This window comes from Nonomuraea sp. NPDC049625, from assembly GCF_040675285.1.
Taxonomy (GTDB): Bacteria; Actinomycetota; Actinomycetes; order Streptosporangiales; family Streptosporangiaceae; genus Nonomuraea; species Nonomuraea angiospora_A.
The window spans coordinates 670,055-692,406 of the sequence record NZ_JBFAOQ010000001.1 but is presented as its reverse complement, the minus strand read 5'-3'; the positions used below and the strand labels follow the sequence as shown (position 1 = coordinate 692,406).

Here is a 22,352-nt window from a genome sequence, read left to right as displayed (position 1 = left end):
ATCACCGTGCCGACCTCGCGATCCGTCCGGCGAGCTGATAGAGGGCCGCCACGCCGCCCCAGCAGAGCAGGGACAGGAACGTCACTCTGGCGTTCCAGCCCGCGGCGGTGACGGCGATCAGCGCGGTGCGCTCGCCGATGGGCAGCACGACGCTCTTCTTGAGCCAGCGGGCGATCGCGTCGCGCTCCAGGCGCTGGGCGATCCCGAGCACGCCCCGCGCCCGGCTCCCGTCGGCCGACTCCAGGAGGGAGCGCGCGGGGCGCCCCCACTGCGCGCCGACGCGGGCGGCGTCGGTGCGGGCCCCGGCGTACGTCTGGTCGATGGCGTGCCGCACGACCTGGAGGATCATGGCGGCCACGGCGAGCTGCCAGATGCCGGTGCCGGCGAAGCCCAGGGCCAGGCCGACGTAGACGGCGTACTCCTTCAGCCGGTCGGCCATGCCGTCGGCCCACGCCCCCAGCGGCGAGAACGTGCGCGTGTAGCGGGCCAGCTGCCCGTCGAGGCAGTCGAGCACGAACGACAGGTAGAACAGCAGCGCCCCTGCCAGCCGGCCGGCCTGGCTGCCCTCCGAGAACCAGAGGGCCGCCAGCGCGGCCATCCCGATCGAGGCGCCGGTGACGGTGTTGGGGGCCAGGTTGAGCCGGACCGCCGGTTTGAGCAGGTGGCGCGTCCAGGTGGAGACGAAGAAGGTGGCGAAGAAGCCGTCGTCCGCCTTGATGGACAGGTCGAGCCTGACCTTGGCCTCGTCCACCTCGGCCAGCCTGGCGACGGCGGTGTCGGCGGCGTGCTGGCCGGTCACCCGGTCGGCGTGCAGCGGCCCGATCCCGGCCGCCCGCACCGACACGCCCGATCTGACCAGCCCGACCAGGAGCAGGTCGACGGCCTCGACGGGGGTGACCGGGCCCAGCTTGCCGGTGTCGGCCAGCTCGGCCAGCTCCTCCGCGATGTCCGCCAGCGCGCCCAGGTCGGCCTCGCCCGCCTTCAGCACGCCTCTGAACGTGGCGTTGGCCTCGGGGACCACATGGAACGAACTGCCCGCGGCGACGATCTTGCCTCCTTCGACGCGGACGGGCGGCCGCATGGGCGCCGCGGCGGCGTCATGGGAGACCAGGGCCCCGCTGCCGCGCGCGGGGTGGTCGAGCAGCAGCGCCAGCGCCTCGGTGTGGGCCACCAGGTCTGCGGGGAGCACGGCCACCGCTCCCGTGGAGATCCGGGCGATCTTGGCGACGCCTCTGAGGTCGGCTCCGAGGCCGCCACCCGGCGTCACCACCTGGATCTCCCGGACGGGCAGCGTGGCGAGCTGGTCGGTGACGCGGTCGAGCAGGGTGACGTCGAAGCTGGAGAGCTTGCATGCCGGGGTCGTGGCGAGCACGACGACCGATGTGGCCGTGGTCTCGCGGGTCAATGAGTCGGGCAAAGCGCAGGTCTCCTCCCGGTCGCGCGGGAGCCGCGTGGCTTGGGGGTGCGTAGGCACAGCGTAGCGACAGGTCAAGGCGGAATCACGGAACAGGACCGTTACGCTGCCGATATGGATTCACGGTTGCGGTCGGTCGGGGTGCTTCTCGCAGGCGGCGTGGGGCAGCGGATCGGGATGGACACCCCCAAACAGCTCATCGAGGTCGCGGGAAAGCCGATCATCGAGCACTCGCTGGCGGTGTTCCAGAACGCGCCGGAGATCGACGAGATCGTGGTGCTGATGACGCCCGGCTACACCGACCGGATCCGCGAGATCGTGGACAAGGGCGGCTACGACAAGGTCAGCAAGGTCGTGGAGGGCGGCGCGAGCCGTACCGAGAGCACGTGGCTGGCCCTGGGGGCGCTGGGGGCCGAGGAGTGCAACGTGCTGCTGCACGACGCCGTACGCCCGCTCGTGGAGCCCCGGATCATCACCGAGTGCGTCAAGGCGCTGGAGACCCGTTCGGCCGTCAACGTGGCGATCCCGAGCTCCGACACGGTCCTCGTGGCCGTGCCGGGCCCCGGCGGCGAGGTGATCGGCGACGTGCTGGACAGGTCGGTGCTGCGGCGCAGCCAGACGCCGCAGTGCTTCCGGCTCTCGGTGATCCGCGAGGCGTACGAGCGGGCGCTGGCCGACCCCGGGTTCGCCGGCCGGCCGGCCACCGACGACTGCGGCGTGGTGCTGCGTTACCTGCCCGACGTGCCGATCCACCTCGTGCCGGGCAGCGAGCACAACATCAAGGTCACCCACCCCCTCGACCTGCGGATCGCCGAGCTGCTCTTCCAGCTCGCCGCAACCCCGCCGATCTCCGACTTGCCCAGATAGGTCACAGACGTTTGACCTGAGAGTTGTTACTGTGCGATCACATGAGGAGACTCATCGTGATCGCGGCCCTGCTCGGCTGCTACCCCACGCTGTTGTGGTCGGCCCTCTGGCCCGCTCCGGTGGTGTTCGGGGCGGTCGCCGTGCTCTCCTATGCGGTGGAGTACGCGGCCTCGCGCGCCGCCAGGCCGCTGCCCGAGCTGCTCGGCAGGGTGCACCTCGGGGTCACGCTGCGCTTCGCCGCCAGGGAGACCATGGCGCTGCTGCTGGTGGCGCGGATGGCGGGGGTCGACTCGCCGTGGTTCGTGGCGCTGGCGTCGGGCATCTTCGCGATCCACGTGGTGCGGGCCGGGCACACGGCGCTGGCGCTGCGGCTCAAGGGGACGCTCAGCCGGATGCCGGTGACCACCCGCAACCTCGACGTCTCGGCGCTGCGCATCCCGAAGATGCCGCCGCCGTCCCTGCGTGACAGCCGCAGCATGCGTTTCCTCTACCTCGACGCGCTGCCGGTGGTCGGCGCGGCCGTCGGCGCCGTGCCCGCCGCGATCGGCGCCGGTCTGGCGGTCCTGCTGGGCATCGCCGGGGCGCTCGCGCTCATCCCGTACGTGCGCCGCGCCACGCCGCTCACCGACAAGGCCAGGGTGCTGGCGGTCGTGGGCGAGCAGGTCGAGAAGTACCGGCCCGAGGTCATCCTCTACTTCTCCGGCGCCACCGCGGCCGCCTACCAGGCCAGGATGTGGCTGCCCACGCTGGAGCGCATCGACCGGCGCGCCATCGTCGTGCTGCGCGAGCGCGGCATGGCCAACCACCTCGACGCGACCACGCTGCCGATGCTGTGCATCCCGTCGGCGGCCGACCTGATGAGCTTCCGCGCCCTGTCCAGCGCCAAGCTCTGCCTGTACGTCTCCAACGTCGGCAGGAACGTCCACATGCTGCGCATCCCGACCCTGCGCAGCGCGTTCCTCAACCACGGCGACAGCGACAAGGAGGCGTCGTTCAACCCGTTCTCCCGGGTGTACGACGAGGTGTGGGTGGCCGGTCCCGCGGGCCGCGACCGCTACCGCCGGGCCAGGGTGGGCGTCAGGGACGAGAGCATCCACGAGGTCGGCCGGCCGCAGCTCGAAGGCATCTCGACGGAGGGGCCGGAGCTGCCGTACCGCACCGTCCTGTACGCCCCCACCTGGGAGGGCTGGAACGACGACCTGTTCCACACGTCGCTGATCACCATGGGCCCGCGCATCGTGCGGGCGCTGCTGGACCACCGGCCGCGGGTGCGCGTGATCTACAAGCCGCACCCGCTGACCGGCCATCGCGACCGCAGCGCCGGCCGCGCGCACCGGAAGATCGTGGCCATGATCGAGGCGGCCGAGCTGGCCAAGTCGAAGGCCAGGCACCCGTCGCGGGCGACCGGGGAGACGCCGCGGATCGAGCATCTGATCGTCACCGGCCCCGAGCCGCACCTGTACGACTGCTTCAACCGGTGCGACCTGCTGATCAGCGACATCTCCAGCGTCGTGGCCGACTTCCTGGCCAGCGAGAAGCCGTACGCGGTGACGAACGTCGCCGGCCTGGACGAGCGCGCCTTCCACGAGCGCTACCCGAGCACCGAGGCGGGCGTGCTGATCGGGAAGGACCTGGCCGGGCTCGCGGAGTTCCTCGACGGGGAGGACTCGCTGGCCCGGGCCAGGATCAAGCTCAGGAGCTACCTGTTCGGGGCGGAATATCCGGACGCGCTGACCCGCTTCGACGCCGCCGTCGAGCGGGTCTTCGCCGGGTCATGACCCGGGCGGCCTGGCCAGCTTCTTCGGGCTGGTGAGGAAGCCCCAGCCCCAGGAGCAGTGCATGGCGGCGTACACGATCGGCAGCCGCAGCCGCGCCCCCGGGGACAGCCCGCTGCCCGTCAGCGCGGAGCCCGCCGCGATGGCGACGGCGTAGCCGCCGGGGACGATGAGCGCCCAGGGGAAGAACGGCGAGACGACCAACCCCAGCAGCATGGCCAGCACCGCGGCGGGCGGCGCCAGATAGCGCAGGTTGATCGTGCCCTCGTGGGTGCGCGCGACCACGCGCCGCCACCTGCCGTAGTGGAAGTACTGCTTGGCCAGGGCCTTGACGTTGGGGCGAGGGCGGTAGGAGACCCGCATGCGCGGCTGGAACCAGACCAGGCCGCCGCTCTGGCGGATGCGGTGGTTCATCTCCCAGTCCTGCGCCCGCTGGAAGTGCTCGTCGTAGCCGCCCACCCGGTCGAGCGCCGAGCGGCGGAAGACGCCCAGGTAGACGGTGTCGGCGGGGCCCGCGGTGCCGCCCACGTGGAAGGCGGCGGCGCCCACGCCGATCTTGGACGTCATGGCGCAGGCGACGGCCTGCTCGAACGGCGTGATGCCCTCGGCCGCCATGACGCCGCCCACGTTGTCGGCGCCGGTCTCGGCCAGCGTCTCGACGGCGACGCGCAGGTAGTCGGGGGGCAGCATGGCGTGCCCGTCGACCCGGGCGATGATGCCGTTGCGCGAGGCGGCGATGGCGGCGTTGAGCGCGTTGGGGGTGCGGCCCGTCGGATTGGGCACGACCGTCACCCGTGGATCGGCCGCCGATATGGCGTCGGCGACCTCCTGGGTGCGGTCCTGGGACGGACCCACGGCGAGCACGACTTCGATCTCACCTGGGTAGCTCTGGGCGAGGACCTGGTCGACGGCCTCGCGAAGGTGCCGCTCCTCGTTGAGGACCGGCATGACGACGGAGATGGGGGGCCAGGCACGCGTCTCCGCGGGGGCCTGCGGCGAGTCGGGGAACTGCTTCATGGCGGGGCTCACGCTACTGTACGACCAGGGGAGTCGGGCAATCGAAAGCCTGATCCTCCGGGTGACAAAAGGGGGACGGGATGCGCGACCCGGGCGAGGAGGACGGCGGTGTGCTCGTGGGCGGCGACGCCTACGGCGGCGTCAAGCTCGCGAACCCGCGTCCCCGCAGGCCGCTCAGGAGCGCCAAGGCCCGCCGTCGCAACGTGTTCGTCGCCGGGTTCCTGTCCACCGGGGTCCTGGTGGCCACCGGCGTGGTGTGGGCGACCCCGCGCCAGATCGGCACCGTCGACGCCGGGGTGACCGTGCCGGCCGCCCGCGGCGCCGAGAACATCCTGATGGTGGGCGTCGACAAGCGCGACGACCTCACCCGCCAGCAGCAGAACCGGCTCAAGCTGGGCCGCGAGTCCGGCCAGCGCACCGACACCATGATGGTCATCCACCTGTCGGAGGACCACAAGCGGGTCACCGTGGTGAGCCTGCCGCGCGACACCTGGACGACGATCCCCGGCAAGGGCGAACACAAGATCAATTCGGCGTACCAGTTCGGCGGGCCCAAGCTCACCAAGGAGGCCGTCGAGGCCGCCACCGGGCTGCAGATCAACCGCTACATCGAGGTCAACATCCTCGGCTTCATCGACGTCGTCGACTCCCTCGGCGGCGTCACCGTCTGCACACCCGTGCCGATCAACGACCCCAAGACCGGGCTCAACCTGCCCGCCGGCACCCACCAGCTCCAGGGCGTGCAGGCGCTCGGCTACGCCCGCACCCGCGCCACCGCGCGCTCCGACCTCGACCGCATCGACCGGCAGCAGCAGGTCATCTCGGCCCTGCTCAACCGGGCGCTCAGCGCCGACACCCTGGCCAACCCGGCCAAGCTGGCCTCGTTCGTCAACTCCACGCTGAGCACGGTCAAGGTCGACCCCGACGACGGTCTCCTCGGCCTGGCCACCCAGATGCGGGACGTCTCGCTCGACGACGTGCGCTTCGCCGAGGTGCCGCTGTCCAACGTCGACTTCAAGGCGCCCACGGGCGAGTCCGCGGTCCTGTGGGACAAGCCGGCCGCCCGCGACATGTTCGCGCGGATCAACGCCGACCAGGACCTGACCAAGCCCGCCGCCTCCCCCTCGCCCACTCCTTCGGCCAAGCCGTCGGCCATCCCGCCCGGCAGCATCACGGTCAAGGTCAAGAACGGCACGCTCATCACCGGTCTCGGCGCCCGCACCAAGGAGGGGCTGGTCGCGTACGGCTTCAAGGTCCCCGGCCAGCCCGGCAACACGACCAAGAAGGACTACAAGAAGACGGTCGTCCACTACGGCGCGGGTCAGGAGGACGAGGCGAAGGTCGTGGCCGCCGCCATCCCGGGCGCCGAGATCGACAAGGCCGACATCAAGGGTATCGAGGTGATCATCGGCAGCGATCAGCCGAAGATCGCGAAATCCAAGTCGGCTTCCATGCCGTCGGCGAAACCGAGTGTTACACCGACCACCAAAACGGCAATGCAGAACATATGTAAGAAACAGTAATAACAGTCGGCGGTTCGGCAGGTGAAGCCCTCATGGTGGTCAGGTCGTGGCGGGAGGACCCCTGTACGGTGCTGCACGTCGTGGGCGACCTCGACGTGGCAGGCGCCCCTCGGCTGCGGGACGAGCTCGAACAGGCCATCGCCGCCGCCGACCCGCTCAACCTCGTCGTCGACCTGACCGAGGTCCCGTTCTGCGACTCGGTGGGCCTCGGGGTGCTGGTGGCCACGCTCAACCACGTCCGGCGCGTGAAGGGCCGCCTGATCCTGGTGCTGGCCCCCGGCATGATCCGCCACCTGCTGACGATCACCAACCTCGACCGGCACTTCGAGACGCGCGAATCCCTCGGCGAGGCGTGTTCGGCCTTCGGCAGCGCCGCCTGACCTCGATCGAGCCTTTATGGGGACGGTCTGAGTGATCGCTTCCGTGCGAGAACATGGTCATGTCATCACGGGCACCCCTCGCCACGGCGGCCGCGGCCGGGGAGAGCCCCTCAGGTGTGGAGGCCTTCGCGTTGTTCGACCAGTTCCCCGAGCCGGGGCGCTCCCAGCTCGCGGCCGCCTTCGACGAAGGCAGGGCCCGGCCTGAGTGGTGCTTCGTGAAGGGGCAGGCCCGCCTGGCGTTCTGGGCGCCCTTCCCGGGCTCGGAGCCGGTGACCATCTGGCAGTTCGACCCGGGCCCCGACCCGGTCGCCGCCGCGGAGCTGTTGAGCGGCAGCCTGCGCACGATGGGGCCGGCCAAGATGATCCACGACATCTCGCTCAAGCCGGGGCTCGACCCCGTGGTCGACCGCGCCGTGGAGCACGAGGCCCTGACCCTCGCGGGGTTCGTCATGGAGGTCGAGCGGCTGGTGCTCGAATGGGTGGCGGGCAACGACGTCCCGGTCGATCCGGGCCGCCTGACGTACCGCCCCGCGCGCCGCATGGCCGGCGACGAGGTGATCGACGTCCTCGTACGCATCTCGGAGGGCTCGCTCGACTACGACACGCGGATCGAGGTGGCCACGTCGGGGGCCGAGCACGAGGCCCGATGGATGTACGACGACCTGATCAACCGCAAGGGCAAGCCCGACTGGTTCGTGATCGGCTACCTGGGCGACTCCCCCGTGGGCCTGGTGGCCCCCGACGACCACTCGATCGCGTACATCGGCGTTGTGCCCGAGCACCGCGGCCACGGCTACGTCGACGACCTGCTGGCCAGGGGCACCCGCACGCTGGCCGAGGCGGGCGTGCGGCGCATCGTCGCCGTCACGGACGTCGCGAACGTCCCGACTGCCGACGCCTTCCTGCGTGCTGAATACTCGGAGGTCGGCCGGTTGTTCCGCTATTACTGGAGGGCATAGTGAGACTCGGAGTCATGTTCGACCGGGACCTTCCTCCCGAGCAGTTGATCCCGTTCGCCAAGGCGCTCGACGAGACGTCCGTGGACGACCTCTGGGTGGTGGAGGACCTGGGCTGGACGGGAGGCGTCTCGTCGGCAGCCACCGCGCTCGCCGTCACGTCCCGGCTGCGGGTCGGCATCGGCATCACGCCCGCTCCCCTGCGCAACCCGATGCTGCTGGCGATGGAGCTGGCCAACCTGGCCAGGGTGCACCCCGGGCGGCTGGCCGCCGGGATCGGGCACGGCGTGGGCGACTGGATGCGCCAGGTGGGCGCCGCCCCGTCGTCACCGCTGACGCTCCTGGAGGAGACGATCACGTCCGTACGCGCGCTGCTGCGCGGCGAGACGGTCACCCTGCACGGCAGGTCCGTCCACCTGGACGGGGTCTCCCTGGTGCACCCGCCCTCCGCGCCCCCGCCCGTGCTGGCCGGGGTGAAGGGGCCGCGCTCGCTGGCCCTGTCGGGCCGGGTCGCCCAGGGGACGATCATCCCCGAGGGCGTCGGGCCCGCGCAGCTGCCCGGGATCCTGGACCAGATCGGGGGTGCCGCGGATCACGAGCTCGTGGTCTTCTCCTTCCTCAACACCGAGGCCGAGGTCCCGGAGAGCTCCAGGGCCCTGGTGGCGGGGCAGGCCGGGTTCCTCGGGGTCGCGCCCGAGGAGGTGGCGATGGCGTCGGGGTCTCCTGAGGCCGCGGCCGAGCACGTCAAGGAGCTGTGGGCGGCCGGGGCCGCCACGGTGGCCGTGCGGCCGCTGGGTCCGGACCCGCTGCGGCACGTCACGGCCCTGCTGTCGGCCCTCTGAGGCGCGCTCTCTGCGTTCTCCGGGCCTGAGACGGGTGGTCTCCGATCTCCGGGCTTGACGCGCGTTCTGCGGGCCTGACGCGTGGTCTCCTGGCCTGACGCGTGGTCTCCTGGCCTGACGCGCGTTCTGGCCGAAAGGCCGATGGCGGCCCGCCCGTGTTCGGCCGGACGGTCGATGGCGGGCGGGCGGCGCTCGGCCACCATGGCGGCATGAGCATCTCCATGAGGCGAGTCGTGGCGACAGGGGTGACGCTGGCGGCGGCGCTGACGTTGACCGGGTGCAAGGTGGACCTGGACGCCGAAGAGGTCCACACCGCGCAGGCGTTCCCGTTCACGGGCACCGCGCTGAAGATCAATGCCTCCCTGGGCGGCGTGCGCGTCCTCCAGGGCACCGGGGGCCGCGTCGAGGTGGAGCGGTGGGTACGCGGCAAGGCCGCCGACGACGGCAACGCCACCTGGTCCCTGCGGGACGGCACCCTTCGCCTGAGCGCGAACTGCAACATGGTCTTCGGCGACTGCGGCGCCCGCTACCACGTCAAGGTCCCGCCCGGCGTACCGCTGTCGATCGAGGCCGACGACGGCGTCATCCTGAACGGCCTCGCCCAGGACGTGGACGTGGTCAGCCGGGACCGCATCCAGGTCTCGGGCGCCGCGGGAAAACTGCGGCTGCGCAGCGAGGGCCCGATCACGGGCGAGGGGCTGAAGTCGCCGAGCGTCCGGTGCCGGACGTCGGACGGCGCGATCGACGTGTCGTTCGCCAGCCCGCCCACCGCCCTCGACCTGCGCTCCAGCGACGGCCGGGTGACCGCGACCGTGCCCGGGGCGGCCTACGCGATCACGGCCCGCAGCACGGACGGCACCGAGCGCTCGGAGCTCAAGGACGACGCCAAGAGCCCCAACACCATCACGGCCGTGAGCGGCTCCGGAGACGTCCGCATCCTCCGGGCCCGGTGACCTCGCTCACTGCGTTCACTGCCAGATGGCGGCGTACAGCCCGTTCTCGGCGTTCACCTGGACCGGGGACAGCCCCTTGGCCTTGAGGTCGGCGAACCGCTTCTGGTAGCCGGAGGAGGTCATGTCGACGTAGTGGGCCCAGGACCTGACGCCGTCCTTGCGCCACACCGCCGTGTACGTCCCGTCGGGCGCCACGGCCACCTTGACCGGCCGGAACCCCTGCTTCTTCTTGGCGTAGAACGCGGCCTCGTGCTGCTGCCTGGACTTCCCGTACGTGTAGTACCAGGCCCCGCCCGTGTTGACCGTCCACACGCCCACGTACCGCAGGTCGTCCGGGGTGCCGTACACGTCGACCGAGGTCAGCGCGAGCCCCTGGGCGGTGGCCCGCTTGTTGGCGGCGGCGAACTGGGCGGGGGTGAGGTTCGACCTGGCGAAGAACTTCCCGCGCCGCCTCTCGAAGACGGCCGTGAACACCGGCGCGTCACTCGGCCCGGTGGCGGAGACGGAGACCGGCTGCGCCCCCTCCTTCAGCCCCTGGTCGAACCGCTGCTGGTACTCCTCGGCCGACATGCCCTGCCAGATGCCCCAGTTGGCCGGCGAGCCGCCCTTGACCCACACGGCCGCGTACCGCTCCCCGTCGGAGACGTTCACCGTGACCGGCCGGAAGCCCTGGTCCCTGAGCTGCTTGACCCGGGCCACGCTCTGCTCGGCGGTGAGGCCGTGGTAGGCCACCCAGGCCGGACGCGCCTGCGCGCCGGCCGGGGGCGTCACCACGGCCACCGGGGCCGTCATCCCGATCAGTAATGCCGCGATCTTGCTCGTGGTCCGCATGACCCTCCCGTGCCCTTACGCGTTCGTGGGGGATTTCGGACCGACCATAACAGCCTTAACTGACCACCCGCTGGCAGCTCCGATCAGCCGACCTTCTCGAAGGGGGTCGGCGTCTGGCCCGTCCAGCGGAAGAGCTGGGCGTGGCCGGTGTACTTGCTGACCCCGCCTTCCGTGATAGTCCCGGACTTGGACACGTAGTAGCGTCCCCCGCCGAGCGAGATCAGGCCGTACTCGCCGCCGAACTCCCAGCCCCTGACGCCGGTGGCCTCGTGCTGGAGCCCGCCCGGCGCCAGCGTGAGCAGCCGGCCCCGCTCGGGCTGCGGCTGCCCGACGATGTCACCCTCCCTGGGCCGCTCGCGGCCGTCCACCATGAAGAAGGAGTAGTTGGGGAACTGCGGCTTCTTGCCCTTGTAGACGGCCATCATCCAGTTGCCCGTGAAGTCGTCGTACTCGAGGTTCTGCACGCCGTAGGTGGTGTTGCCGGTGTACGCGAAGTACTTGCCGTCGACCTGCTCGGGGCCGCTCTTGTGCGGGTCGCTCTCGGTGAGCGGCTTCTCGTATTTCTTCCACCGCTCGATGTCGTACTGGAGGAGGACCTGGTAGTCGTTGTCGGCCCGGGTGGTGTTGGAGTAGATCCCGTACGCCACGGTCAGCAGCTGCCTGCCGTGCTTCTTCCCGAACTCGGGGCCGAAGGACACGCCGTCGATGCCGCTGCACCCGTACCGGTGATCCGGGGTGTTGCCCACGTTGCCGTCGAACTTGCCGTCGCCGTTCATGTCGGCGGTGTAGTCGGCGACGACCTCCTTGAGGTAGACCGTCTTGACGACGTCACTGGTCTGGGCGTCCATGCCCATACTGGTGATGCGGTCGACGTCGAAGATCGCGATGTAGAACGACTCCTGCTCCTTGTACTCGAGGGAGCCGTACACCCGGCCGTCCTTGGCGTTGAAGTCCAGATCGCCGAGGTGCCCCGTGAAGCCCCTCACCGAACCCACGGGGTTGCCCTTGAGGTCGGTCTTGACGAGGACGTTGGTGAAGGAGAAGTACATGTACCCCTTGCGCTCGTCAATGGCGATCCCCTGGACGTGCCCCTCGGTCCAGGCGCCGCCGTAGATCTCGTTCGGCAGCTCTGGGCGGCGGTTGTCGGCGGTGGCCGGGGCGGCGAGCAGGCCGAGCGATGCGGTGGCGACCACGGCGAGCGTCAGGACTTTGCGCATGTTTGCGTACCCGTCTTCAGTTAGGGATCAGACCGAAACCTGACGGTATACCGACCGAATGTCGCTGTCTGACATATGCGTGAACTGGCAGTGAAGTCACTCCGAACTGCCCATTCATGGGCGATACAGCCATTCAAGGCCGACCAGGGCCACCCGGGCATCGCTCGCCGCTGAACCCCGACCCCTCCGTAGCAGGCGAGCACGGTGTCGCGCGTGTCGTACCCCTTACGCTCCAGCAACTCGCGCGCTCTCGCGAGTCGCCTGAGGCCAACCCCTATGCCGAGGGGCCGATCGGCGGCGATGGCGTTGGCAGGAGAATGCCCAAAGCCTGGGCCGATTTGCACGAACTGGTGGCCTCCGCCGCCGGCACACGACTGCGTAGCGGCGGAAACCGTCGCGGCGATCAGTGCCGGCGGTTGAGCAGATCGACGATCGTCCGGCGCCCCATGCTTTGCGCGATGTCGATTGGTGTGGTGCCCACCGGGTAGCTCTCGAACGGCTTCGTCAGGCCGCGCCCAGGGTCCGCGCCCGCCGTGAGCAGGACATCCGCCACCTCGGCGTGGCCGTTCTCCGCCGCTTCGTGCAGCGGGGTGAACCCGTAGTTCTCGGTGATGTTCGGGTTCGCTCCGGCCTCGAGCAGCAGCCGTACCGGATCGATATGACCATGGCGGCTGGCGTAGTGAAGCGGGGAGACCCCGTCCTTGTCGCGCGAATCGAGATCGACCCGCTTCGTCGCGATGAGCAGCTCGGTGATCTCAGCGGTCCCCCGCGAGGCTGCGTGCGACAACGGGGTCTGCTTGTGGGAGGTCACCCGCTCAACGTCGATCCCCGCGTCGATCAGCATGCGCGCGATGGCGACGCAGTCATCGTACAAGTCGTCCGGGTGGGATCCGATCTGCGCGCGGATCTCGTCGCGACCGGTGAGAACCGTCTCGACGCCGTCGCGCACCACGGTGACCTCGATGGCCACCGGCCGGTCCTTGGTCTGCTGGATCACATGGTGCAGCGCGGTGAATCCGCCCGTGGAAGCGCCCCCTGGATCCGCGCCCGCCGCGAGCAGCGCCTCGACGCCCTCTCGGAACGCCTCGTGGGCCGCAGCCAGCAGCGCCGTCCAACCCCGCTCGTCGGCGGCGTTCACATCGACGCCGGCCGCTATCTGCTCTTTGAGGCCCTTCAGGTCCCCCGAGTACGCGGCGTGCCGCAGAGTGTTCTCCCGCGAGACGTCGCCGGAGTCCGTTAAGGCGATATCTGCCATATGTTGTCCTCTCCTGCTGTTGCACGTGATATCTCGTCAAAGTCAAGGATGATCTCATAGGTGAGTGCCGTCCAAAACCTGGCGATGCCGTGGCAACCGTCAAGGTGCACTGGCCTGAGCTTGCGGCTGTTCCGTTAGGGGATCCTCAACCGGAACACCGCCAGTCGAGATGCGCCCCAGGTCGAGGTGTTCCGCCAACTGGTCCGGTGAAGGCCCCTGTCCGGAACACGTGAGGGATGCTGATGGCGAGGTCCCGGCGCAAGAAGCCGGAGAACGTCCGCCGCTACTTCGAACCATCGCCAGAGGCGATCGCCGAGCTCACGAGCCTGCTCGCGCCTGGCGGCGGCAATCGCTGAGCCGCGTTCCTTGATCCTTCTCGGTGGCAACGGCGGAGGCGGACACGAGCGTCGCGGCTGCGAGGCTGCCCCAGAGGGCTGCCGAGCCGTGGGGGGCGAGAGCGGTGATGACCGCCGGGGAGACGGCGAGGCCGAAGCCCGTGGAGAGCTGGAAGCGGGCGAGGGCGCGTCCCAGGAGATGGGCCGGGGCGAGGGCGGTGACGAGCGCGGTGGCGCTGCCGGCATAGATGATCTCACCGATGGTGCAGACCACGGACACCGTGGCGACGGCCGGGGCACCCCAGCCGTGTCCCAGTGAGGTGGCCGCGAGGAAGCCGAGGTAGGACGCGGCGAGTATCACGCCGGCGACAGCCAGCACGGTCCGCCGGGCGAAGCGGGACATCAGGACCGTGATCGGAACCTGCAGGGTGACCACCAGCACCGTGTTGGCCACGAAGATGGCTGCCGACCACACCGGGGTTGCGTGCAACTGTGTCACCAGGACCAGAGGGAGCGCGATTTCGGGGACGTTGAGGCAGAAGACGTAGACCACGTTGGCGGCCAGCAGCGCGCGCATCCGGGGTGCGGGCCCGTCGTGCCCGTCCTTGGCCGGGGTCGCGGCCGGATGCGCGTGCAGGTGGACCGACCACACCAAGGCCGCCGCAGCGAGATAGGCGAGCCCGGTGACGGCTGCCAGCGCCTGCAATGCGGTGGTGCCGCCCGCCAGGCACGCGGTGGCGAGGAGCGCGCCCGCGCCCAGGCCGGCGTTGCGCAGGGCGCGGCCTCCCGCGAGAGCGGCGTCGCGTTCCCGGCCGTGGGCGACCGTGGCCACGAGAGCCGCGTGGGCGGCCGGCCATGCCTGGTTGCCGATGCCGAGGAAGAGCGCCGCCGTCGCGAACAGCCAGACGTTCCCCGCCGGGGTGGCCAGCAGCAGCGCCACGCCCAGCACCCGCACCAGCATCGACGCCGCCACGACCGTGCTGCGTGCGCCCCGGTCCAGCCATCGGCCCACCGCGGGCATGCACACCAGACCCACGACGACGCCGACCGTCATGGCGATGCCGGTGGCCGGCGCGGACAGCCTCAGCACAGTCACCCCGTAGAGCAGCAGGAAGGGCCGCAGCAGGCCGGTGCCGAGCGCGTCCACGCCCAGGGCGACGGCATAGCGGGGGCCTCCGGAGGCACGGACGAGGGTGCGGGGCCGGATCTTGGTGGTGGTTGCCATGGCGTCAACAGTGCGTTCGGCCGCCGGGCGGACTGTGTCGGTTGACGGACACCGTCAACCGACGCGGTCGTCGGCCATCCGACCAGTGATGATGAGGGGATGACGTTGAGGATCGACATCAGCGGGATGCCGTCCGGGCGACTGCGGTTCGCCGCCTCCCCGCTGGCCGAGCTGACCGCGATGCTGCACGTGCTGGCCGAACCCGGGCATCACCCGCAGCTCGCCGGCTGGGCCGGGGACGTCTGGGCTGGGCTGCGGCCGGAGCTGGCCGAGCGGTTGCGGGAGGCGGAGTTCCTCTGGCGTTCCTCACGAGCCGACTTTCTGGTCCCTGCTCGTCCTCGGCCGACCCTCGCCGAGGAGTTGGACGATGTAGACCGGATCGACGATGAAACCTATGTGACCGCTGCGCTCATCACCACGTGCGGCAGCAACCGGGTCCACTTCGCCACGCCGTCGCCACTCACCGACGCGACGGCGCGCGAGCGGGCCCTGGACCTGGCCCAGGCCCGCGGCGCGCTCCAAGAGGCCTTCGCGGAACGGCTTCTCACGGACCCGGCCGCCGTGCGGGCGCGGGTGCGCCACACCCTCGAACAGTGCGCCGAGGCCTTCTTCGACGCCGCCTGGACAGGCGTCGCCGTGCAACTCGCCACCGACCTGCGCGTGAAGAACGACCTGCTGAAGCGCCAGGGCATCGAGGCGGCACTCGCATCGGTCTCCAGCGCCGTCACCCTGGCACAGGACGGCAACTGCATTATCCTGGACAAGCTGCAGGACAAGGCGACCGCCGCCCACGACACCGGGGTAACCTTCCTCCCCAGCGTCTTCGGCCACCCGCACCTGGTGGCGGTCCACGCGCCCGGGTGGCAGCCAGTGGTGCAGTACCCCGTGGCCGAGGCAAGTCCATCAGAGCCGGTATCGCTGGAAACGGTCACACTACGGCTGGAGGCACTCGCACATCCGGTACGACTGCGGCTGCTGCGCACCCTGGCCCGCGGCCCGCACACCACCGGTGAACTGGCCCACGCCTGGGAACTCTCACCCCCGGAGGTTTCCCGCCACCTCGCTGTCCTGCGCCGCGCGGGCCTGCTCACGGCCCGGCGACACGGTCGTTACGTCCGTCACACCCTCAATCTCCCCGATCTGATGGCGCTGGGCGCCGACCTGCTGACGGCCGTACTGCGCTGAGTGGCTTCGGCCTGCCAGAACGCGGGCGGCCGCCGCCTTCGACCCCGGCAGGGTCGTGATGGTGACCTGGGCAGTGCCGCTCGCTTCTTTACCGGAACCCCTGGTCACCCTGAGGCGTCGAGCGCGACCAGCTCGATCTCGAAGCCGTCCCCGTCCTCCAGATAGGCCGCGTAGTGCCGCTCCCCGCCCGCGTACGGGTGGCGATCGGGGAACATCAGCGTCCAGCCGTTCGCGGGCGCCCGCTCGGCCAGCGCGTCCACCTCGGCGCGGCTTCCCACGTGGAAGGCCAGATGATTCAGCCCGGGGCGGCAGCGGTCGTGCCGGCCGGCGCTGAGGGCGGGCGACTGCTCCAGCACCAGGTACGTGGCCCCCAGCCGCCAGCTGCGGCCGTGCTCCCAGTCCTGGTACAGGGTGTAGCCGAGCGTCTCCAGCAGCCACTGCCAGCTCGCGACGGCTCGCGGCAGGTCGGGCACCCAGATCTCGACGTGATGCAGCATCCCGGTCGCGGGGTCCCCGCTCATCCCGTACGCGCCCCTTCCGCTCCCGGTCGTGGGCCCTCGCTCATCCCGTACGCACCCCTTCCGCTCCCGGCCTTGGGCGCACGGCCCGCCCGCGTCGCCTCAGAGCTTGGAGATGTAGTACATGTTGCCGCCCGGTTGGAGGATGCCGGCCAGGACGGAGGTCTTGATGGTGTGGGTGCCGCCGGTCGGCTTCCACGGGTCGTACACGGTGATGGTGCCCGCCGTCTTGTCGTAACCGTAGGCGATGATGGCGTGGCCGACCCTGGCGCCCTTGATCTTGCCCTTGTTCCAGGGCAGCTGCTCCATCCACACCGCGAGCACCGGCGCCCGGCGCAGGTCTCCGATGTTGCCGGAGACCCGGTTCATGAGCACGACCGCGTTGCCGTCCGCGTCGGTGGGGCTCGTGACCTTGTAGCCGCGCGACTTGAGGTAGGCGTTGACCACCGGCAGCGCGTTCACACCCTTGGTGCCCGCGGCGGCCGTGGTCTTCATCTTCTTGGCGAGAGTCGACTGGCTGACGTTGACGCCGAAGGTCGACAGGCTCATCGACGACGAGGCGGGGACGCAGAAGTAGTTGGTCTCCTGGCGCTGGCCCTTGAGGTTGAGCTGGTACTTCAGGGGTGTGAAGAGGCCTTTGGGCGTTGCGGCGACGGAGGACGAGGGGGACGGGGACGGGGACGGGGTGGGAGTCGGGGTGCCGGGGGACGCGTAGGCCGGTGACGCGGTGGTGAAGCCCAGGACGGCCACGGTCACGGCTGCGGTGAGGGCGACGCCGGTCCCCGTTCTACGGTTCTTCACTTGATCACTCCACACATGCGCGGCTGACAATAGTCAGGGACCGTAGTTGATCTGCCAAGAGTGTGCAAATGGTGGCGCATGGTGACATAGGGGCAGACGGGACATTCGCGACACGGCCGAATGCAGGGCGCCTTACGCGAGGCGGCCGGACGTGCCTTTCGGGAGACGGCCGGACACGGAGCGCCCGTCGCAAGCCAGCCGGACGCGGAGCGCCTTACGCGAGACGGCTGGACGCGGAGTGCCTTTCGCAAGACGGAGCCGGACGCGGAGTGCCTTTCGCGAGATTGGCCGGATGCGGACGCCGTTGATCGCCAACCCGGCAATCACAGCAGCCGTCCCACTGATGTCACGTTCCATCTCTAGCCATATGGAGCCCGCAGTGCTCAAGCGCCTCCTCGCGGCGACCGGCGTCGCCGCCGTGGTCCTGCCGTCGGCCGGTACGCCCGCCCAGGCCGCGACCCCGGTCGTTCAGATCGTCAAGGTCTACTACGACTCGCCAGGGTCCGACCGGGGCGGCAACGTCTCGCTCAACGGCGAATACGCGGTGCTGCGCAACATGAGCAGGCGAAGCATCCAGCTCGAGAACTGGATCCTGCGGGACGAGACCGGCTACAAATACCGATTCCCCAGCTTCACCCTCAAGCCCGGCAAGTCAGTGACCGTACGCTCGGGCCAGGGGACCGACACCTCGACCACCCTGTACTGGGGTCGCAAGTGGTACGTCTGGAACAACGACGGGGACACGGCCGGCCTCTACCGGAGCAGCGACCTCAAGAAGATCGACGGCTGCACCTGGGGACGCGGCGGCATCTCCACCACCTGCCCGTAGGTTTTCACCACACCGACAAACACGCCCCTCCGGTCGGAAGCGGCATCTCCACCACCCGCCAGCAGGTCTCACCACGTTGGCAGACACGCCCCTCGGTTCGGAAGCGGCATCTCCACCTCGTGCCCGTAGGTTTCACCACGCCGACGGACACGCCCTCCGGTCGGAAGCGGCATCTCCACCACCTGCCAGCAGGTTTTCGCCACGGCGGCGGACACGCCCCTCGGTCGGAAGGCGGACGCGTGGTGCGAGTTAGCCTGACAAGGTGAGCATTACCGCTGGTAGCTACACATTCGGACCCGATTCCGGCCGGCTCCTCATCCACACGACCCGCACCGGACTTGGCGCCAAGGCCGGCCACGATCTCACCATCGAGGTCACGCGCTGGAGCGGCGACGCCACAATCGACACCGCCGCCCCGGCGAACTCCTCGGTGACCGTCGAGGTCGACCCGGGTTCGCTCGAAGTCCGGGCAGGGACCGGCGGCATCAAGCCGCTCACGGACTCCGACCGCGAGGAGATCGAGCGAACCATCCGGGAGAAGATCCTGCACACCGGCCGACATCCGGCGATCACCTTCCGGTCGACACGGGTCGACGGGACCGCGGAGTCGTTCCACATCGAGGGCGACCTCACCATCCTCGGGGCGACCCGGCTGGTGACGGTCCAGGGCATGGTCGCCGATGACCGCGTACGGGGCTCGGCGGCCATCGTGCAGTCCCGGTGGGGGATTCGACCGTATTCCGCGTTCTTCGGCGCGCTCAAGCTGAGCGATGAGGTCGAGGTGCGGTTCGACGTCGGCCTCGCGGCAAAGGACTGAGCTCGGACCGATCCCATCTCCCGAGCTCACGAACAGGGCCTCGTGGTGGCCTCAGCGCCTTCTTGCCCCTGGCCGTGCTTCTCTCAATGGCTCACGTGCTCAACGAGTCGGCGAAGCGGGGTTTGGCTGGGGGTTTGGGGGGTCGCACCCCCCAATGTCACTGCCCGAGCCCTCCGCGCGAAGCGCCCCACCGTGAGGACCGCGCCTTTGCCTCCGGCGCGAGGACCGCGCCGTTGGTCCCGGCCTGATCTTCTTGTCGGCGACGGCGTAGAGGGTGTCAGATATCCGGAGGTCCGACCTTCTTGTTACTAGTCGGTACGGTTTGCGAAGAGGTGCAGGTGGCACGTACGAGGTAGCTAGGGCCGGTAGCATGCCTGCGCGATCGAAAGGAGCTCACTCGTGCCATATCGCCTCACGGTGATCGGGACCGGATACCTGGGCATCACCCATGCGGCGTGCATGGCTGATCTCGGATTCGACGTCCTGGGCCTTGATATCGACGCCGACAAGATCCGCAGCCTCAACCAAGGGGAGCTCCCGATCCACGAGCCCGGGCTCGAGCCTGTGCTCCGCCGCGGGCTCGAATCCGGCCGCCTGCGCTTCACCACCTCGTACGAGGAAGCCGCCGCCTTCGGCGACGTGCATTTCGTCTGCGTAGGCACTCCCCAGAAACGCGGCGAATATGCCGCGGACGTCACGTACATGGACAACGCGATCGAGTCCCTTGCCCCGTTCCTCGACCGCCAGTGCCTGGTCGTGGGCAAGTCCACCGTGCCCGTCGGCACCGCCGAGCGGCTCGCGGACAAGCTCACCCGCCTAGCGCCCGCCGGCGGGCAGGCCGAGCTGGCCTGGAACCCCGAGTTCCTGCGGGAGGGGTTCGCGGTTCAGGACACCATGCACCCGGATCGCATCGTGGTCGGCGTTCGCAGCGAGCGAGCGGAGAAGGTACTACGCGAGGTTTACGAGCCGCTGGGCGAGGTTCCGTTCGTGGTGACCGATTTCGCCACGTCCGAGCTGGTCAAGACGGCCGCGAACGCGTTCCTGGCCACCAAGATCTCGTTCATCAACGCGATGGCCGAGGTCTGCGAGGCCGCGCACGCCGACGTCAAGCAGCTGTCCGAGGCGCTGTCGTACGACGACCGGATCGGCGGACGTTACCTGAACGCGGGCCTCGGGTTCGGCGGCGGCTGCCTGCCCAAGGACATCAGGGCGTTCATGGCGCGGGCCGGGGAGCTGGGAGCGGACCAGGCGCTGACGTTCCTGCGCGAGGTGGACGCCATCAACCTGCGGCGGCGCGCCCGCATGGTCGATCTGGCCAGGGAGCTGGCCGGGGGCTCGTTCCACGGGTGCACCGTGGGCGTGCTGGGCGCCGCGTTCAAGCCGAACTCGGACGACATCCGCGATTCCCCCGCGCTGGACGTCGCCGTGACCATCGGCCACCAAGGCGGACAGGTCACCGTGTACGACCCCATCGCGCTCGACAACGCCCGTAAGGCTCACCCCGAGCTGAACTACGGCGAATCAGCCCTGGATGCGGTACGGGGAGCGCACGTGGTGCTGCTGCTCACCGAGTGGCAGGAGTTCGTGGAGCTCGACCCCGAGGAGCTGGGAGCCGTGGTGGCGACCCGGCGCATCGTGGACGGGCGTAATGCCCTGAATGCCGAGACGTGGCGGTCCGCCGGATGGCACTACCGCGCCCTCGGCCGCCCCTGACGGATCAATCCCCCGCCTACGACCTACCCCGGCCCCCGCCCCTGACGGACCTATCCCCCGCCTACGACAGCCCCGGCCGCCGTAGGCGCACCCCCATCACGACCCTGGGCCACCGTAGGCGCACCCCCCATCACGACCCCCGGCAACCGTAGGCGCACCCCCGTCACAACCCGAGGTTCGCGGCCTCCGAGCGGAGCTTCTCGCCCTTGGCGTACGCCTGCTCCTTCAACCGCACCTGGAACTCCTCCATCCGCTCCCGCAACCCGGGGTCGGACGCGGCCAGGATGCGTACGGCCAGCAGCCCCGCGTTGCGGGCCCCGCCGACCGCCACCGTCGCCACCGGCACCCCGGCGGGCATCTGGACGATCGACAGCAGCGAGTCCATCCCGTCGAGGTACTTCAGCGGCACCGGCACCCCGATCACCGGCAGCGGCGTGACGGAGGCCAGCATGCCGGGCAGGTGCGCGGCTCCCCCGGCCCCGGCGATGATCACCTGGAGGCCCCGGGAGGCGGCCTGGCGGCCGTAGTCGATCATCTCGGTCGGCATGCGGTGCGCCGAGACCACGTCCGCCTCGAAGGGCACGCCGAACTCGGCGACCGCCTCCGCGGCGGCCTTCATGACCGGCCAGTCGGAGTCGCTCCCCATGACGATCCCGATGCTCACGATGCCGCCTTCGTCGGCATCGTGAGCATCGGGATGCTGCTGTGTCTCATTGTTCGTTCGCTTCGCTCTCTCACGTGTACTCCCCGGTGGTGAGGTAGACGGCGGCGTGGCGGGCGCGGGCGCGCACCTCGTCGAGGTTGGAGCCGAGGGCCGTCACGTGGCCGATCTTGCGGCCGGGGCGCACCTCTTTGCCGTAGAAGTGCAGCTTGATGCCCGGATCGTGGGCCAGCACGTGCTCGTAGCGCTTGAAGAGGTCGGGCTCTTCGCCACCGAGCAGGTTGGCCATGACGACGACCTGGGCGGTCATCTTGGGCGAGCCGAGCGGCAGGTCCAGCACCGCCCTCAGATGCTGCTCGAACTGCGACGTCGTCGAGCCTTCGATGGTCCAGTGGCCGCTGTTGTGCGGGCGCATGGCGAGCTCGTTGACCACGAGCCCGTTCGGCGTGTCGAAGAGCTCGACCGCGAGCAGCCCGGTCACGCCGAGCTCGTGGGCGATCTTCAGCCCGATGCGCTGCGCCTGCGCGGAGTACTCGGGGTCCAGCCCGGGAGCGGGCGCGATGACCTCCACGCAGATGCCGTCCTGCTGCACGGTCTCCACGACCGGGTAGCTGACGCCCTGCCCGTGCGGTGAGCGGGCGACCAGCACCGCCAGCTCCCGCTCGAACGGCACGAACGCCTCGGCGAGCAGCTCGACCCCGGTCGCGAACGCCTCCGCGACCTCCTCGGCCGACCGGCACACCCACACGCCGCGGCCGTCGTAGCCGCCGCGCACCGACTTCAGGACCATCGGCCAGCCGTGCTGCTCCGCGAAGCGCGTGGCCTCTTCGGGCGACGACACGCGCGCCCACGCCGGGCACGGCACGCCGATCGCGGTCAGCCGCTCGCGCATGACGGCCTTGTCCTGGGCGTGCACGAGGGCGTCGGCCCCGGGGTGCACGGAGTGGCCGGCCTCGGTCAGGGCTCGGATGTGCTCGGTGGGCACGTGTTCGTGGTCGAACGTGATCGCGTCGCAGCCCTTGGCGAACTCGCGCAGATCGTCCAGATCGCGGTAATCTCCGACGCGCGTGTCGACGATCACTCGTGCGGCGCTCTCCTCCGGAGAGTTGGCCAGCACCCGCAGCTCGACGCCGAGCGCGATGGCCGGCGGCTGCGACATCCTGGCCAGCTGGCCTGCGCCGACGATGCCGACGACCGGCCCGATGGGGCTGTAGGAACTCACGCCAGGTGAGCTTACC

The 22,352-nt window shown here is 70.0% G+C and carries 21 protein-coding genes; 11 read left to right on the top strand and 10 right to left on the bottom strand.

The features are described 5' to 3' along the window. Position 1: 1 nt before the first annotated feature. Positions 2–1,417 carry a CDP-alcohol phosphatidyltransferase family protein gene (locus tag AB0J87_RS03435; protein WP_363962443.1) on the bottom strand — a complete coding sequence of 472 codons (1,416 nt, stop codon included), beginning with the start codon at positions 1,415–1,417 and terminating at the stop codon, positions 2–4. A 111-nt stretch (positions 1,418–1,528) separates the two neighbouring features. On the opposite strand from AB0J87_RS03435, the gene AB0J87_RS03430 reads away from it, so the two are divergent. Together AB0J87_RS03430 and AB0J87_RS03425 are read left to right on the top strand one after the other, a co-directional pair. After that, positions 1,529–2,281 (top strand): IspD/TarI family cytidylyltransferase, encoded by a 753-nt coding sequence (locus tag AB0J87_RS03430; RefSeq protein WP_355190710.1) that lies wholly within the window; start codon positions 1,529–1,531, stop codon positions 2,279–2,281. Positions 2,282–2,322: 41 nt separating this feature from the next. After that, positions 2,323–4,059, top strand: coding sequence for a CDP-glycerol glycerophosphotransferase family protein (locus tag AB0J87_RS03425; protein WP_355190708.1), 1,737 nt, complete (start codon positions 2,323–2,325; stop codon positions 4,057–4,059). Here AB0J87_RS03425 and AB0J87_RS03420 read toward each other — a convergent pair. Beyond that, positions 4,054–5,073, bottom strand: a complete 1,020-nt coding sequence (locus tag AB0J87_RS03420) for a glycosyltransferase family 2 protein (RefSeq protein ID WP_350728354.1) — start codon at positions 5,071–5,073, stop codon at positions 4,054–4,056. The two genes, AB0J87_RS03425 and AB0J87_RS03420, sit on opposite strands and share 6 nt — an antisense overlap. Before the next feature lie 80 nt (positions 5,074–5,153). Between AB0J87_RS03420 and AB0J87_RS03415 the strand changes: the two genes are divergently transcribed. The 5 genes from AB0J87_RS03415 (at position 5,154) to AB0J87_RS03395 (ending at position 9,727) form a co-directional block, all read left to right on the top strand. Next, positions 5,154–6,596, top strand: coding sequence for an LCP family protein (locus AB0J87_RS03415; RefSeq protein ID WP_363962442.1), 1,443 nt, complete (start codon positions 5,154–5,156; stop codon positions 6,594–6,596). Between the two features lie 32 nt (positions 6,597–6,628). After that, complete coding sequence (locus AB0J87_RS03410; RefSeq protein ID WP_350728352.1) at positions 6,629–6,976, top strand: STAS domain-containing protein; 348 nt, start codon at positions 6,629–6,631, stop codon at positions 6,974–6,976. Positions 6,977–7,035: 59 nt separating this feature from the next. Further along, a complete protein-coding gene (locus AB0J87_RS03405) occupies positions 7,036–7,935 on the top strand; it encodes a GNAT family N-acetyltransferase (RefSeq protein WP_363962441.1) in 900 nt (299 codons plus the stop codon). Beyond that, positions 7,935–8,774, top strand: a complete 840-nt coding sequence (locus tag AB0J87_RS03400) for an LLM class flavin-dependent oxidoreductase (RefSeq protein WP_363962440.1) — start codon at positions 7,935–7,937, stop codon at positions 8,772–8,774. Before AB0J87_RS03405 ends, AB0J87_RS03400 begins: the two co-directional genes overlap by 1 nt. A gap of 209 nt (positions 8,775–8,983) precedes the next feature. Next, positions 8,984–9,727: a DUF4097 family beta strand repeat-containing protein gene (locus AB0J87_RS03395; protein WP_363962439.1), complete on the top strand. Its 744-nt coding sequence runs from the start codon at positions 8,984–8,986 to the stop codon at positions 9,725–9,727. Between the two features lie 15 nt (positions 9,728–9,742). On the opposite strand, the gene AB0J87_RS03390 is transcribed toward AB0J87_RS03395, so the two are convergent. The 4 genes from AB0J87_RS03390 to AB0J87_RS03375 form a co-directional block, all read right to left on the bottom strand. Continuing rightward, the gene (locus AB0J87_RS03390; RefSeq protein ID WP_363962438.1) at positions 9,743–10,558 is read right to left on the bottom strand and encodes a hypothetical protein; all 816 of its coding nucleotides are present in this window, start codon (positions 10,556–10,558) and stop codon (positions 9,743–9,745) included. An 83-nt stretch (positions 10,559–10,641) separates the two neighbouring features. Then, positions 10,642–11,775: a hypothetical protein gene (locus AB0J87_RS03385; RefSeq protein WP_363962437.1), complete on the bottom strand. Its 1,134-nt coding sequence runs from the start codon at positions 11,773–11,775 to the stop codon at positions 10,642–10,644. 403 nt (positions 11,776–12,178) lie between these two features. Next, positions 12,179–13,030, bottom strand: a complete 852-nt coding sequence (locus AB0J87_RS03380) for an ankyrin repeat domain-containing protein (RefSeq protein ID WP_363962436.1) — start codon at positions 13,028–13,030, stop codon at positions 12,179–12,181. Positions 13,031–13,348: 318 nt separating this feature from the next. Further along, complete coding sequence (locus tag AB0J87_RS03375; RefSeq protein ID WP_363962435.1) at positions 13,349–14,590, bottom strand: MFS transporter; 1,242 nt, start codon at positions 14,588–14,590, stop codon at positions 13,349–13,351. Between the two features lie 99 nt (positions 14,591–14,689). Here AB0J87_RS03375 and AB0J87_RS03370 point away from each other — a divergent pair, with 99 nt between their 5' ends. After that, positions 14,690–15,775, top strand: coding sequence for a helix-turn-helix domain-containing protein (locus AB0J87_RS03370; protein ID WP_363962434.1), 1,086 nt, complete (start codon positions 14,690–14,692; stop codon positions 15,773–15,775). 104 nt (positions 15,776–15,879) lie between these two features. Here AB0J87_RS03370 and AB0J87_RS03365 read toward each other — a convergent pair whose 3' ends face one another. Beyond that, positions 15,880–16,296 carry a VOC family protein gene (locus tag AB0J87_RS03365; RefSeq protein WP_363962433.1) on the bottom strand — a complete coding sequence of 139 codons (417 nt, stop codon included), beginning with the start codon at positions 16,294–16,296 and terminating at the stop codon, positions 15,880–15,882. A 99-nt stretch (positions 16,297–16,395) separates the two neighbouring features. After that, positions 16,396–17,094 carry a C39 family peptidase gene (locus AB0J87_RS03360; RefSeq protein ID WP_363962432.1) on the bottom strand — a complete coding sequence of 233 codons (699 nt, stop codon included), beginning with the start codon at positions 17,092–17,094 and terminating at the stop codon, positions 16,396–16,398. Between the two features lie 379 nt (positions 17,095–17,473). On the opposite strand from AB0J87_RS03360, the gene AB0J87_RS03355 reads away from it, so the two are divergent. The 3 genes from AB0J87_RS03355 (at position 17,474) to AB0J87_RS03345 (ending at position 20,453) form a co-directional block, all read left to right on the top strand. After that, entirely contained in the window at positions 17,474–17,923 is a 450-nt protein-coding gene (locus AB0J87_RS03355; protein ID WP_363962431.1) for a lamin tail domain-containing protein, read from the top strand. Between the two features lie 262 nt (positions 17,924–18,185). Next, complete coding sequence (locus AB0J87_RS03350) at positions 18,186–18,740, top strand: YceI family protein (protein WP_363962430.1); 555 nt, start codon at positions 18,186–18,188, stop codon at positions 18,738–18,740. Between the two features lie 399 nt (positions 18,741–19,139). Next, complete coding sequence (locus tag AB0J87_RS03345) at positions 19,140–20,453, top strand: UDP-glucose/GDP-mannose dehydrogenase family protein (RefSeq protein ID WP_363962429.1); 1,314 nt, start codon at positions 19,140–19,142, stop codon at positions 20,451–20,453. 163 nt (positions 20,454–20,616) lie between these two features. Here the strand turns inward: AB0J87_RS03345 and purE are convergent, their stop codons facing one another. Beyond that, positions 20,617–21,099 carry a 5-(carboxyamino)imidazole ribonucleotide mutase gene (gene purE / locus AB0J87_RS03340; protein ID WP_363963099.1) on the bottom strand — a complete coding sequence of 161 codons (483 nt, stop codon included), beginning with the start codon at positions 21,097–21,099 and terminating at the stop codon, positions 20,617–20,619. An 88-nt stretch (positions 21,100–21,187) separates the two neighbouring features. Next, positions 21,188–22,336: a 5-(carboxyamino)imidazole ribonucleotide synthase gene (locus AB0J87_RS03335; protein ID WP_350728339.1), complete on the bottom strand. Its 1,149-nt coding sequence runs from the start codon at positions 22,334–22,336 to the stop codon at positions 21,188–21,190. Positions 22,337–22,352 lie beyond the last annotated feature (16 nt).